At 37.4% G+C, this 14501-nt stretch carries 13 protein-coding genes; 6 read left to right on the forward strand and 7 right to left on the reverse strand.

Translation table 11 applies throughout. The features are described from left to right. Nucleotides 1-466: 466 nt before the first annotated feature. Entirely contained in the window at nucleotides 467-1762 is a 1296-nt protein-coding gene (locus tag ACF8D3_RS07125; RefSeq protein ID WP_392470897.1) for a lytic murein transglycosylase, read from the forward strand. 45 nt (nucleotides 1763-1807) lie between these two features. Here the strand turns inward: ACF8D3_RS07125 and ACF8D3_RS07130 are convergent, their stop codons facing one another. The 4 genes from ACF8D3_RS07130 to ACF8D3_RS07145 form a co-directional block, all read right to left on the reverse strand. Continuing rightward, complete coding sequence (locus ACF8D3_RS07130) at nucleotides 1808-2191, reverse strand: hypothetical protein (RefSeq protein WP_165593500.1); 384 nt, start codon at nucleotides 2189-2191, stop codon at nucleotides 1808-1810. 120 nt (nucleotides 2192-2311) lie between these two features. After that, complete coding sequence (locus ACF8D3_RS07135; protein WP_392470898.1) at nucleotides 2312-3217, reverse strand: matrixin family metalloprotease; 906 nt, start codon at nucleotides 3215-3217, stop codon at nucleotides 2312-2314. A gap of 352 nt (nucleotides 3218-3569) precedes the next feature. Continuing rightward, on the reverse strand, nucleotides 3570-4481 hold the full coding sequence (locus ACF8D3_RS07140) for a matrixin family metalloprotease (RefSeq protein ID WP_392470899.1): 912 nt from the start codon (nucleotides 4479-4481) through the stop codon (nucleotides 3570-3572). A gap of 341 nt (nucleotides 4482-4822) precedes the next feature. Further along, complete coding sequence (locus ACF8D3_RS07145; protein ID WP_392470900.1) at nucleotides 4823-5734, reverse strand: matrixin family metalloprotease; 912 nt, start codon at nucleotides 5732-5734, stop codon at nucleotides 4823-4825. A gap of 172 nt (nucleotides 5735-5906) precedes the next feature. Here ACF8D3_RS07145 and ACF8D3_RS07150 point away from each other — a divergent pair, with 172 nt between their 5' ends. Further along, on the forward strand, nucleotides 5907-6791 hold the full coding sequence (locus tag ACF8D3_RS07150; protein WP_392470901.1) for an MBL fold metallo-hydrolase: 885 nt from the start codon (nucleotides 5907-5909) through the stop codon (nucleotides 6789-6791). 46 nt (nucleotides 6792-6837) lie between these two features. Here ACF8D3_RS07150 and dnaK read toward each other — a convergent pair whose 3' ends face one another. The 3 genes from dnaK to ACF8D3_RS07165 all read right to left on the reverse strand — a co-directional run bounded on the left by dnaK (nucleotide 6838) and on the right by ACF8D3_RS07165 (nucleotide 10527). Beyond that, entirely contained in the window at nucleotides 6838-8784 is a 1947-nt protein-coding gene (dnaK, locus tag ACF8D3_RS07155) for a molecular chaperone DnaK (RefSeq protein WP_004882189.1), read from the reverse strand. A gap of 144 nt (nucleotides 8785-8928) precedes the next feature. After that, complete coding sequence (gene grpE / locus ACF8D3_RS07160; protein ID WP_007482191.1) at nucleotides 8929-9474, reverse strand: nucleotide exchange factor GrpE; 546 nt, start codon at nucleotides 9472-9474, stop codon at nucleotides 8929-8931. Nucleotides 9475-9633: 159 nt separating this feature from the next. Beyond that, nucleotides 9634-10527 (reverse strand): LysR family transcriptional regulator, encoded by an 894-nt coding sequence (locus tag ACF8D3_RS07165; protein ID WP_007482193.1) that lies wholly within the window; start codon nucleotides 10525-10527, stop codon nucleotides 9634-9636. Between the two features lie 106 nt (nucleotides 10528-10633). Between ACF8D3_RS07165 and ACF8D3_RS07170 the strand changes: the two genes are divergently transcribed. The 4 genes from ACF8D3_RS07170 to ACF8D3_RS07185 all read left to right on the forward strand — a co-directional run bounded on the left by ACF8D3_RS07170 (nucleotide 10634) and on the right by ACF8D3_RS07185 (nucleotide 14246). Further along, on the forward strand, nucleotides 10634-11497 hold the full coding sequence (locus ACF8D3_RS07170) for an MBL fold metallo-hydrolase (protein ID WP_392470902.1): 864 nt from the start codon (nucleotides 10634-10636) through the stop codon (nucleotides 11495-11497). A 384-nt stretch (nucleotides 11498-11881) separates the two neighbouring features. Continuing rightward, on the forward strand, nucleotides 11882-12124 hold the full coding sequence (locus ACF8D3_RS07175; RefSeq protein WP_004882185.1) for a hypothetical protein: 243 nt from the start codon (nucleotides 11882-11884) through the stop codon (nucleotides 12122-12124). A gap of 359 nt (nucleotides 12125-12483) precedes the next feature. Then, nucleotides 12484-13554, forward strand: a complete 1071-nt coding sequence (locus tag ACF8D3_RS07180) for an alpha/beta hydrolase (RefSeq protein WP_007482199.1) — start codon at nucleotides 12484-12486, stop codon at nucleotides 13552-13554. 137 nt (nucleotides 13555-13691) lie between these two features. After that, nucleotides 13692-14246 (forward strand): peptidylprolyl isomerase, encoded by a 555-nt coding sequence (locus ACF8D3_RS07185; protein WP_023012798.1) that lies wholly within the window; start codon nucleotides 13692-13694, stop codon nucleotides 14244-14246. The last annotated feature ends 255 nt before the right edge of the window (nucleotides 14247-14501 follow it).

A 14501-nucleotide genomic window follows, 5' to 3' on the forward strand; every position in this document is an offset into this window, starting at 1 on the left:
GGGCTACGAGTTTGCGTTTTTAAATTCAAAAATAGAGGGTGTTTTTAAATTTAAAAGCATAGTTAAATCTGTGTTTTGAATTTAAACTTTCATCTGTGGGTAACTCCTTAACTAATCTTAGTATTTTGAAATATAAGGAATTAAAAAAACAATCTATTGTTTTTCATGTTTTGGCTAAATTGAAATGAATTTAAAAGAGGTTGATTTTTTGAATTCAAAAGCATGAGTGTTATGAGCTTGGCCTTTGAATTTAAAGTGCGAGTGGTGGTTGAGTGTTGTTTTGAATTTAAAAAAGTGATGTGTTTTATTTTGAATTTAAAAATTAGATCGAATTATGAATTTAAAAGTTGTGTTTTAAATTTAAAAGACAAGAAATGAATTCAAATTTACGTTTCCAAACTATACATCTGGGAGTGGCATGTTATGGTGAGGGAGAAATTTAAATTTAAAAATTCTGGTTTTAGACATGAAACAACATTTTTCTTTTTTTCTAGGCACTGCCTTATTTGCTTTTTTCAACCAAGCTCATGCAGAGCTTGTTATTAATGGTGCAACGGTGTCAGCGCCGACAACAACAGCACTATCTAACAGTACTTATTCACCAAACTCAAATTTCCAAGCATGTATTGCCAATTTGCGTTCCCAAGCCATTTCATCTGGCGTATCGGGTGCGACTTATGATCGTTACACGCAAAATTTAACGCCTGATTATTCCGTCATTGATAAATTAAATTATCAGCCTGAGTTTTCTACGGCGATCTGGGACTATTTATCGGGTCTGGTTGATAACGAGCGTGTTCAAGCTGGACAGCAAAAACTTGCACAACACCGTGATGTGCTTCGACGTGTAGAGCAGACCTATGGTGTGCCTGCTGAAACGGTTGTGGCCGTTTGGGGTGTGGAAAGTAACTATGGTGATATTTCTGGTAAATATCCTTTATTACAAGCACTAGGTACTTTGAGTTGTGAAGGTCGCCGTCAAAGTTATTTCCGTGGTGAATTTTTTGCGACGATGCGTATTTTACAACGTGGTGATTTAACACAAGATCAATTATATGGTTCGTGGGCGGGTGCATTTGGGCATACCCAATTTATGCCATCAACTTATGAGCGTTTAGCGGTTGATTTTGATGGTGACGGTCGCCGTGATCTGGTTTCAAGTACCACAGATGCATTGGCATCGACAGCGAATTTTTTAAAACGAGCAGGGTGGCAAACGGGAATGCCTTGGGGCTTCGAGGTAAAAATTCCACAAGGGATGTCGATTTCAGGCGAAAGTCGTCGTAATAAAAAATCATTAAATCATTGGATTGCACAAGGGGTAACGCGCGCAGATGGCACCGCTTTAATTCAAGGAAATTTATCTGGCAGTACACCAGCGGGATTGATTGCGCCAGCAGGAGCAAGCGGGCCAGTTTTCTTGGTATTTAAAAATTTTGATGCGATTTACAGCTATAATGCAGCAGAAAGTTATGGTTTAGCGATTGCACATTTATCAGATCGTTTGAAAGGTGGAACACCATTTTTAACAGCTTGGCCAACCGATGATGCAGGGACTTCTCGTGCGGAACGTCGTGAAATTCAACAGTTTTTAATTAAACGTGGCTACGATATTGGTGCTGTAGATGGATTGATTGGTGATAAAAGTCGTCAAGCGATTCGCCAAGAACAAACTCGTTTAGGATTAAATCCAACAGGGCGTGCAGGACAACAAATCTTGCAAGCTTTCCGCCAAGAACAGGCAAAAGAAATGATGCAATAAATCTAAGAGATGATAAAAAGGTCTGCATAAGCAGACCTTTTTATTTTAAGGTGCAGCGTCGAGTTTAACTGCTTCTAAAATATCAAAAATGACGGCAGTCACATCTTGGCTTAGATCGCGATCATTAAAGATTTCATAAGCTGAAATAGTGACATCAGTATCGCTTGGGAGTTGTTTTTGTTCTTCTTCAATCAAGTGTTCAATCGGTAATAAAGTTTGTTTTACTTCTAAATGTAGAATTTCATCATAACCAACATTTTCATCCTCGAGTTCAACCTCTTGCTCATTAAAATAAGGAATTAAAATAGAATGGAGATATGGACTAATGTCTTGAATGTCCATGATTTCAACATCACGAGTTTGCTCAATCGTACTGATATGGTCGCTCACTTCGATGAGAATATGATAGTAACTCATGTTGTTCTCCATTAAGACTAAGATGATGTTTTATCAACACAATAACATGAAAAAAACAAAATAAGCGACCCATTCTTGTTACCTAAGTTTAAAAACATCATCTCTATAATTTAGTTGATTTATCTACTAAATTTAGTCAGCAAAGCCTAACAGTTTTAAATCGGTATTGGTCAGCTGAAAGTCTTTAGCATCCTGTTCTTTAATTCTTGGATACATTAAAGATTTTGGGTCTTGAGTATGTTTCAGACCTAAAGCATGACCAAACTCGTGAGCTAAAGTGAGGCGTAGATCATCCAGTGATGAAAACTCATAAATAAAAATCTGCTTACCATCAAACTGTCCTTTATGAAGTACTTGTGGCTTAAATGTCTGATTAAATTCATCGACTGACTGAACGAGTTGCTGACGTAATTGATTCGATTTTTCGGATTGTTTTTGGAGTTGCTGTACTTTTAGATTGTGATTTTGGATACGTGCTTGTAAAAGTTGGCTTTGGCTTTCAAGTGCGTGTTGTTGCTTTTGCAATTTTTTTGCCAATGACTTTTTAGAGTGAGCAGCATTCAGTTGTTCTATAGCGGTTTGATAGGATTTCACTTGTGCTTGGTATTCGGTTTTTTGTAATTCTAATTGTGTATCAGCATAGCGCAGTTGCTGTTTAAGTATCTGTAATTGTTGGTTCTGATCGCGCCAAATTTGTTGCTGTTTTTCTAATTGATGTAAATTCTCAGCGCGTTTTATACTGCGTATCTGACGTTGATCAAATACTAAATTTATGACAAATGTTGCTGAAGGATCATAAACAAAATAGTTTTGTCCTGTGTCTTTTGACCAGATTGCGGCAGCTTGTTGGCTTAGCTCGATTACTTGTTGTTTGTTGAGATTTAAGCGCGGGTCTAGCTCTGCGATTCTATAACGTAAAGGATTCTCGGTGCTATAGCGAATTTGAGGAGATGTTGAACTAGAAGAAACTTTAGCTAAAGCTGAAGGAGAGAGCAGCATGAAAAAACATGTAGCCAACATAAAAATAAAGGGGTACATACAGGGAGATAAAATTGAAAAAGGACGTATTTTAATCAGGTATGTTTAGTAGTCAAACTTATAAAAAAGAGAGTAATTCATCAATTTATACAATATTTCCATAAAATAAAGATAAATGAATATATGGAAATATTGAACATAAATTCGAGTATTGATTATGAATTAGACGAAATTTACATGAAACACAGTCATTTATTTTGAATTATACATATCGAATTTTTTAGTATTTTATGTGAATTTGAAAATTTATTAATATTTTATTTTTCACGTAAAATAAAAGTTTATTTGTTTAATAAATATACCGTTTGGTGAAAAATTACGTTTAACGAACAGTCGTGCGATGACTTGTTATTTAATTCATTGCTCGTACCAGTTCTTGATCCGCTTTTGTGAGTTCAAACTTTTGTAAGTTTTGTTTTTGAATGACTGGATACATGATTGACGTTGGATCATCTGTGTGTTCTAAACCGAGCGCATGTCCGAGTTCATGAGCCAGTGTTAAGCGTAAATCTTCTTTAGACGTAAATTCATAAATATAGATTTGTTTACCGTTGAAATGGCCTTTATGAAATAAACGAGGTTGAAAGTTTTTGTTAAATTGATTTGCTGATAACACTAATTGTTTATTATTTTGATTTAGGCTTTGAATTGCTTGGTTTAACTGTTGAGTTTTTTGTTTATGTTGAGCTATTTCTTGCTTTAAAGAATTTGATTGAAGTTGTAGTTCTTGTTGGCGTTGTGCGAGCTGGTCAGCCATTTGCTTAGACGAAGAGCGAAGTTGATTAAATTGTTGTACATCAGCGTTATATTGTTGAAACTGAGAGGTCAGTTGGGTTTGCTTACTTGCTATGAGCGCCGTCATTTTCTGGATCTCATCTTTCACTTGTTGTAGTTGTAGCCTTTGATTTTCCCATTGTTGTTGTTGTTGATTGAGCTGATCTAAGTTCTCTACACGATTTTTACTATGTTGTTGGCGTTCATCGTAAACAAAGTTAATCGTAAATTCAGCTTGTGGATCATAAATAAAGTTTTTTTGTCCTGTTTCTTGTTCCCAAATTTTCGCCGCTTGCTGTGTAAGCTCCAAAACTTGTTGGCTATCTAAATTAAAGCGTGGGTCAATGTCTGCAATTCGGTAATGCAATGGCATTTGCATAGATTCATGTGTATGTGAACCCGCTGTATGTGATGCATTTTGGGCATAGCTTAGATTGGGTAGACCCATGCATAAGCATGCAACTATAACGGCTAAACCTTGTTTGCGCATGAGCCAAACTCCCCCAAATAAGATTTATTTTTGAGCAATATTATTTTGCCGTCAAAACGCTATCTACTTAATAAACAAGGTTTAAAAGTGTGACTTTTTTCCATAAAATAAAAAAATGAATGCTGTGAATAACACAACAAAATAAAACTGAGATGGAATATATTATGTCTTTTTATTCTAAATAAAATGATACAAATCATAATCTTGTGGTTTATCGATTGGCTTAAAGTGTAGAGAAGTGGAAGAAAATCAATAAAAATCACTTTTGTTGTTTTTTTGTAAATAAATGAAAGAGTGAGAAATACTTCACTTTTTAGTTAAAACTTTCACTTTTATCCATGCTATCTGTTGATTAAAAGCTCACGATCAGCTTGGGTCAGGCGAAAATTTTCAGCATTTTGATCTTTCATTAATGGGTACATGAGCGCGGCTGGATCATTTGCATGTTGTAGCCCAAGAGCATGACCTAACTCGTGTGCGAGCGTTAAGCGTAGATCATCTTCGGATTCAAATTCATAGATTAGAATTTCTCTACCATTAAATAACCCTTTATGAAATAAATGTGGTTGAAAGCGTTGTTTATATTGGTGAACAGACTGATCAAGCTGTTGGTTTAATTGATTTAACTCATCAACTTGCTGATTCAAACTGCTAATTTTCTGATTGTATTGGGTGATTTCTTGCTGTACTTGTTGAATATTGTCCTGTAAGGCTTGTTGTCTTCGTTGAAAATAGTCCCGATCAACTATGGATGCAGGGCGTTGTTGAGCAATCAGTTGCTCTTGGTTATATTGCTGAATTTGTTGATTGAGTTGTTGCTGTTTTAAATCGAGAAACTGTTTATTATTCAGAATTTCCTGTTCAGTTTGATCAAGTCGTTGCTTCTTATCCAGCCATTGTCGTTGACCTGTTTCGAGCTGGCTCAAATGTTCTCGGCGTTGTTCACTTTCAATTTGGCGCTCATCGTATATAAAATGGATAGCTAATTGTGCATTTGGATCATAGACGAAGTAATCTTGACCAGTTCCATCTTTCCAAATTTGTGTGGCTTGTACGCTCAGTTGTTTCACTTGTTCTGTTGTGAGTTTAAAACGAGGATCAACATCAACGATTCTATATCGCAAACGTGTATCAAAAGGATGAGTAATACGATCTAAAAGTGAATTGAACTTGAGTTGCGGATGTTGATGCGTCTGATAGCCTGACCATAACAGAAAAAATACCAGTCCAAGAATAGTAAAAAAACGAATCATTTTATTTTGTTTTTCTCGACATAGAATAAAGATTATTCTAAAGGTGAAGATATGTTCAAATATAAGCAATCTAAATCAATATAGCAAAATAGGGCGATACTGAAAAATACAGATGCATTTTGGATATTAAAAAGCAATAACGAAGGATATAAAAGAAATTCAAGGGATAGAGATGCTGAAATATTTACTGAAAGCGCCTGATACTGCATGGACAGCAGATTCTCCTGCAGAGGCAAACGTTAAAAATTTAAAAATCAAATATTTGGGAACTGCTGGATTTATCCTTTCAGATCAGTATCGTACTTTGGTTTTAGATCCATTTATCAGTCGTCCGAATTTAAGGCAGACCTTTACGCAGCCCTTATTGAGTGACCCTTCTTTAGTCCACAAATATATCCCTTCTGCCGATGATGTGCTGATTGGTCATGCACATTATGATCATATTCTAGATGCGCCTGAGGTTTGTAAACAAACAGGAGCACGCTTAATTGGTTCTCAGGCCACCATGATGTATGCACGCTCAGCAGGGTTATCTGAACAGCAAATGCTTCAAACAAAAGGGAGAGAAATTATTAATTGTGGCAAATGGCAAGTTGTTGGCTTGCCATCAATCCATGGTAAGGCCTTGTTTGGTCGTGTTCCATTACCGGTAGATATGACCACACCACCACCATACCCACCTAAGTTTCACCATCTGAAGCATGGTCAGGTATTTAATTGGTGGATTGATACAGGGCATTTAAGCATTGTACATATTGATTCGGCGGATTTTATTGAGCAGGAACTACAAGCGAAGCAAGCTGATATTGTGTGTTTATGTGCGATTGGGCGGAAATATCGCCCTAACTATGTCAAAGACGTTGTGAAGCTATTGAAGCCGAAATATATCATTCCATGTCATTGGGATACGATGGTCACGCCGATTGATGCACCACCCCAGTTATTGCCAGGGGTGAATATTCCTGAGTTTATTGAAGAAATTAAAGCCTGTGGTGTAATCCCTTTATTTATGCCGATTTTGGGTGAACTATATTTCGATCAACTTAATGAATCTTAAAACAAAAAAACCGCGCTTACGCGCGGTCTTTTTTTAAAGAGACAAATTATTTTTTGTCATCTTTTACTTCTGTGAACTCAGCATCTACAACGCCATCGTCCGCTTTTTGTTGTTGACCCGCATCACCACCTTGGAATGCATTTGGATCAAAACCTTCAGCGCCACCACCTGCTTGTTGAGCTTGCTCATAAGCACGTTGTGTAATAGGCATCAAGATGTTTTGTAACGCTTCAGTTTTCGCTTTGATTGCATCAACATCATTTTCTTTTGTTGCTGCTTCAAGTTCAGAAACCGCCGTTTCAACCGCAGTTTTTTCTTCAGCAGTTACTTGTTCACCAAGATCTTTAACCGCTTTTTGTGAGCTTGAAATTAATGCATCAGCTTCGTTACGTGCTTTAGCAAGTTCTTCAAACTTACGATCTTCTTCAGCATTTGCTTCAGCATCTTTGATCATTGCTTCGATTTCAGCATCAGACAAACCTGAGTTTGCTTTGATCTGGATTGATTGCTCTTTACCAGTGCTCTTATCTTTTGCAGATACTTTTAAGATACCGTCAGCGTTAATGTCGAATGATACTTCAATTTGCGGTACGCCACGTGGAGCAGGTGGGATATCGCCTAATTGGAAGTTACCCAACAATTTGTTTTGTTGAGCCATTTTACGTTCACCTTGGTAAACCGAAATGTCTACAGCTGGTTGGTTGTCAGCAGCAGTAGAGAACACTTGAGATTTCTTCGCAGGAATCGTGGTGTTTTTCTCAATGATCGGAGTTAATACGCCGCCCATTGTTTCGATACCTAAAGTTAAAGGTGTTACGTCTAATAAAAGAACGTCATTTTTGTCACCAGACAATACCGCACCTTGAATCGCAGCACCAATCGCTACAGCTTCGTCAGGGTTCACGTCTTTACGTGGCTCTTTACCGAAGAATTCTTGAACTTTCTGTTGAACCATTGGCATACGAGACTGACCGCCGACCAAGATTACGTCAGAGATTTCAGAAGTTGAAAGACCAGCATCTTTAAGCGCGATACGGCAAGGCTCAATCGTACGAGCAACTAAGTCAGCAACTAAACCTTCAAGTTTCGCACGTGTTACGTTGATCACTAAGTGTTTAGGACCAGTCGCATCAGCAGTGATGTATGGAAGGTTGATTTCAGTTGCGTTAGAAGAAGAAAGCTCAATTTTTGCTTTTTCAGCAGCTTCTTTCAAACGTTGCAACGCAAGTGGATCATTCTTCAAGTTTACGCTTTGCTCTTTCTTGAACTCTTCAACCAAGAATTCGATCAATGCGTTGTCAAAGTCTTCACCACCAAGGAATGTATCACCGTTAGTTGACAATACTTCGATTTGTTGGTCGCCATCTAAGTCTGCGATTTCAATGATCGATACGTCAAAAGTACCACCACCTAAGTCGTAAACAGCAACTTTACGATCGCCTTCTTTTTTGTCCATACCGAACGCAAGTGCAGCAGCAGTTGGTTCGTTGATGATACGTTTAACATCAAGACCTGCAATTTTACCTGCATCTTTAGTTGCTTGACGTTGTGCATCGTTGAAGTAAGCAGGAACAGTGATGACTGCTTCAGTTACTGTTTCACCTAAATAGTCTTCTGCAGTTTTTTTCATCTTTTTCAAGATTTCAGCAGAGATTTGTTGAGGTGCAAGTTTCTTATCGTTTACTTCAACCCAAGCATCACCATTGTCAGCTTTGATGATTTTGTATGGTACAAGACCGATGTCTTTTTGTACTGCTTGATCTTCGTAGCGACGACCGATTAAACGCTTGATTGCGAATAATGTGTTTTTCGGGTTTGTTACAGCCTGACGCTTAGCGCTTTGACCAACTAAGATTTCGCCATCTTTGTATGCAATGATCGATGGAGTTGTACGTGCGCCTTCTGCGTTTTCAATTACTTTTACTTTGTCGCCTTCAAGTACAGCAACACATGAGTTGGTAGTACCTAAGTCAATACCAATAATTTTCGCCATTTGATGTGTTCCTCTAAAATTTTGTGAATCCCCCTCATATGCTTTTCGGTAAAGGGGATTTGCTTGTTATTCGATATGAGAGTCAATCGTTTTTTTTCAAGCATTTTTATGAAAAAAAACTGAAAAACTCTCAAAATACTGGATTTATTGTCCGACCATGACCATTGCAGGGCGGAGTAGGCGACCATTTAAGGTATAGCCCTTCTGTAAAACCGTACCAATTTCATTGGCTTTAGCATTTGGATCGATACCAACCGCTTGATGAAGGTCTGCATTAAAACCATTTTTTGTGTCTGCTTCTACGACACCGAATTTTTCAAGCGTCGTAAGCAATGATTTTAAAGTCAGTTTTACACCTTCTAATACAGGTGTTTCTTCTGCACCAGCTGCTTGAATCGCACGTTCAAGGTTGTCGACAGAATCCAATAGCTCTTTCGCAAATTTCTCAAGCACAGTGTCTTTATGCTTTTCTGATTCACGTTGAATACGTTCAACACTTTTCTGTGCTTCGTAAACTGCATTGGCAGTACGTGCTTTTTCGAGTTTTAGGCTTTCTTCGAGTTTAGTGATTTGCGCTTGTAAATCTTCAACGCTAAGCTCGTTTGCTTGCTCTACACCTTCAGCTTGAGTTTGTTCAGTCTGTTGCTCATTTTGAATGTCTTGAGCTTGCTCATTGTGCTCATTAGCCATTGATGATCTCCGTTTAAAAAAGTTCTCAAACATGTACAGTCCTTTTGGCATTGATGCTCATAGGGTCAAACCCGAACTGCCACGTATAGGTCATTCATAGATACGGATGAAGTATGGGCAACGCGACAAAATTCAAGCGTTCAGGTCGATTTAAATCTTTTAATTTTGCTTATTTAAGTAAAAACTTAAGTTTTCGATGACGAAAGCAATAAATTCTTGGGTTATTTTCGGTAAATGTTGTCTTGATGCATACACCAAAGACAAGGTGAGATCGGGCGCAGAAAAATCTGTAAACACTCGTTCTAAGCGCTGCTCGGCAAAATCTTGACGTACTAACAAAGTCGGTAGCATGGAAACACCTTGCGCTTTGAGACACATCTGATAGAGCGCGATCACATCATTGCTCTTAAACGTAACATTTAACGGATAGTTCTGTGGTTGCTGATCTGTATCAAAAAGCGTCCAATATTGATTGTGGGTATGATGAGCAATACATTCATGCTGAATCAATTGGCTGGGATGAGAGAGAGGAGGGTGATCTTTTAAATAATGTGGATGTGCGCAGAACACAGATTCAATTTGGCAGACAGGGCGAGCAATCAGTCCATCAGCAACTTTTTGCGTAATCCTAAGTGCGAGATCAACTTGGGCATCCATGAGATCAACGGTATTTTCAGTTAAATACACATCAAAATGAATGTGCGGATAACGTTTTTTAAATTGCTTGATGCATTCATTGACACCCAATTGAAATAAGAACAAGCCACACGTAAAACGAATAGTACCGCTATGTTGTTCTGGCGCTGCTAAACTTTCCAAGAGTTGTTGTTGTTGTAAAATATTTTCACAATAGACCAGTGCTTTTTCACCTGCAGGCGTCAGTGAAACTTTGCGAGTATTGCGTTGAAACAGTCGAGTGGAAAATGTTTGTTCAAGGTGTTCCAAATAACGCGACACCATTGCTTTAGAGTAGTCTAAATGTTCTGCAGCTTTGCTGAGATTGCCTTGTTGTGCAATACAGACAAAGACTTGAATGGCTTTTAAGGTATCCATATTTATTTTGATTGTTGCAAGATATGCAACATTTTATCTTAATTCAGGGTGTTTATTCAGCAATAATTGCAATTTAAAGTGTTCCTTATCAGATTGGAGACAACATATGAAAATGAATCCTTATGCAATTGCATTCGCAACCATTGCAACATTAACAGTAGCATCAACGACATTTGCCCAAGACTTAACACTCCAAAACTTTTTAGCGAAGCCTGAGCATTTTGGTGTCACTTCTACCTTGATTGAAGGGGATAAAGAAGTCCTGTTGGTCAATGCTCAATTTTCAAAATCAGAAGCGCTTCGTATTGCAGCGGATATTCTAGACAGTGGAAAAACGCTGAAAATAATTTTTGTGAGTTATGGTGATCCAGATTTCTATTTTGGTTTAGATGTATTTAAACAATATTTCCCGAATGTACAAATCATTGCTACGCCTGAAACGGTTAAACATATTCAGGATACGCAAGCGCTTAAAGTGGATTACTGGGGTCCAAAAATGGGTGCCAATGCTCCAAGCAAAATTATTGTTCCACAAGCATACACAGCCAAAACATTGAAACTTGAGAATGAAACCATCGAAATCAAGGGTCAAAAAGAACTGACTTATTTATGGATTCCAAGTGTAAAAGCGGTGGTTGGCGGCATTCCAGTATCTTCAGGTATTCACCTTTGGACAGCAGATACCCCAACTACGAAAGATCGTGCTGAAGTGATCAAAACATTGGAATCGGTCAAAGCGCTGAAACCGCAAACAGTTGTTCCTGCACATATGAAGGCTGGTGCTGCTGAAGGTTTAAATGCGGTGAACTTTTCAATTGATTATTTAAAGCAATACGAACAAGCCGTTAAATCTAGCAAAAACTCAGAAGTGTTGATTAAAACCATGCAACAGAAATATCCGACGCTGACTGAAACAAGTAGTCTTGAGTTAGGTGCTAAAGTTGTTAAAGGTGAGATGCAGTGGCCTTAAGCCTAAATTAATCATAAAGCCGTAATCTTCTGATTGCGGCTTTTATTTAGATTAAAGTAACTATTAACCTATTCTTTGTAATTGTAAGCTTTTGGGTATGTTCTACGAGGTTTATATAAATTATAAAAAATGAAGATGTTCGAATTTTTCTTTAATAAATTCAGTTTATATCAACAAAAGTTATGAATAGATAAGTGCTTAGCCAATTTTTATGATCAGGAAAATATGTGAAATCTGCTTTTAATTGATTAAATAAAAGTTGCAAAAGCACTCTGTATAAATAACAAACCGCTACTAATCCGCATCACGCCAGCAGAAAAAATTGTGAATGATAGGCAACGCAAAGATAACTTTGCTATTTGTCATAATGAAAGGAAATACACAATGAAAAAGTTAGCATTGATCTCTATGGTTGTAACTGGTGTTGCATTCACAGCTGTGGGTTGTTCGACTCAAGGTGGTTTAGATGCTTCTGGTTCAGCTCAAACTAGTGCAGGCCCAACAGGCGTACAAGGTGGTGTTGGTGTACAAGCTGGTACATCTGTAGATGTTCAACCAGGCGGTGCTTCAGCAGATATTTCAGGTTCAGTATCTGGCTCAGCTGGTGCTGATGCAGCAGGCCAATAATTTTTTATGCTAAGTCGGCTTGCAATAGATTGAATGTTAGATGCCAAAAATCAATTTATAGATGTACTGCTATATATCATGCATAGCGACTTTATTCATAAAAATGACACTTTTTAAGTGCTATAAAACCAGAGTTGAGTCATTCAGTTCTGGTTTTATAATTTCTAAACAAAGCATTAAAATCTGTTGTTAATTGGCAGAAAAAACGAAATCGAATAAGCATAATGGTTAATGACTTTTAAAGAATAGCCCTTTAGCGTACGACATATTTTGAAATCTTATTCTTGATCTATGACTTTATAAAAGCATATAGTCAACGAGAACAAGAATTATGGACAGTGTGAGAGAAGGGGACGACAGTGACAGCATTACCTCAAAAAATTCAAACAATTTTAGATAAAGGACAAGGTCCTGCTGCACGAGCACTTGATAAGCTGCCCAAGATCGTACAAGAATCCCTCGCTAAACTTTTAGGCTATCCGTATCAATATCCAGATTTGGATGCATTTACCAAATGCCTTATGGCTGTTCAGATTAAACAAGGACGCATTGGCTTTATTGGAGATGATCCAATCGAATCACGCCGACAATTCGATGCGCAAATGTTGGCGATTTTAAATAAATCAACATCGATTGATTCAGTTGAAGATATTCGCTTACCACTACAAAGTGGAACTGTTTTCGCAAGACATTATCATCCTGCACCAAATAAAAAACTTCCAATGATTGTGTTTTATCATGGAGGAGGTTTTGTTGTCGGTGGTTTAGATACTCATGATGAAGCCTGTCGACTTATTGCCAAATATGCAAAAGTACAAGTCTTAAGTATTGACTATCCACTTGCGCCAGAAGTGTCGCCGCAACTCCTAATCAAATCATGTGAAGATGCATTAGCATGGGTTTATCAAAACCGCCGTCAGTTGAAAATTTATAAAAACCGTATTGCGGTTGCTGGCGATAGTGCAGGTGGAAACATCAGTACTGTTGTTGCACAGCACGCCGCAGGTAAGTCATACGCACCGCAAGCACAATTACTTATTTATCCAGTTGTCGATTTCAAAAGTCGACATCCTTCATTTTATGCATATGGAGAAGGGCTGGTGTTAACAAGTAAAGATGTAGATTACGTTACAGATTATTATGCAACGCAGCACAATGTTGCTTTGGATGACGCACTTATTTCTCCAACTTATGGCAGTCTTAAAAAGCTTGCGCCAGCATATGTGATTACTGCTGGACATGACTTACTGCATGATGAAGGTGAAATATATAGCCATAAGCTCAGACAAAGCGGTGTTAAAGTGCAATACATCGATTACCCTGAACAAACTCACGGTTTTATTAATTTAACTCCAATTTCGAGCAAGGCTAAACGAAATACGATCGAGATAGCTAAGAACTTCAGAAAGTTTTGGGATAAGCATCACTAATACTTTCAAACCGATGTTTCACGTGAAACATCGGTTTTGTGTTTTTAGAAGATAACAAATAGAAATAGCAAAAAAAGATTGATAAAACTAAGATGACTCGCTACAACAAATCTATTTCTGTACAGAGAAAAGCAATCATGAAAAAACTGTTCATTACAACAGCTCTAATTTTGGCGAGTAGTCATTTATTTGCAAATACGATGGTGGATATGAAAACCAGCATGGGTAATATTGAAATCGAATTATTTGATGATAAAGCCCCAGTATCTGCAAAGAATTTTGAGAACTATGTAAAAAGCAATTTTTATTCAGGAACAATCTTTCATCGTGTCATCCCCGGATTTATGGTTCAAGGTGGCGGTTTAGATGCCAATATGATTGAGAAGGCAACAAAAGCTCCAATCGTCAATGAAGCAAATAATGGACTGAAAAATAATCGTGGTACTTTGGCAATGGCGCGTACCAGTAACCCAAATTCTGCTACAAGCCAATTTTTCATTAATGTGGCTGATAACAACTTTCTAAATCGTTCGAATATGGATGCTGGCTATGCTGTATTTGGTAAGGTAACGAAAGGGATGGAGGTCGTTGATAAAATCGTTAATGCACCAACAGGAAACTATGGAATGCATCAAGATGTACCTAAACAACCAATTAAAATTATCAGCGTACAGATAAAGAATAAGAAATAAAATATAAAAGCAGAAATATTAAAAATATATTTCTGCTTTTATTTCAATTATTTGCTGCTTTATTTTGGTGTTTTTAAAGCTATTTGTGTGTAAAAAAAGAACACTTGATAAAACAAAGAGTTAAAAAAGCTTGCGCACCAAAAAAAATCTCCTATAATGCACACATCCCGACGCAATGAAGCAAAAATAACTTAGCTTTACGGTTAAGTTGTTAAATATTTATTGCGTTTTATTTATCGCTGACGAGGCGATAAA

This window comes from Acinetobacter sp. YQ_14, from assembly GCF_043102985.1.
Lineage (GTDB): Bacteria > Pseudomonadota > Gammaproteobacteria > Pseudomonadales > Moraxellaceae > Acinetobacter > Acinetobacter venetianus.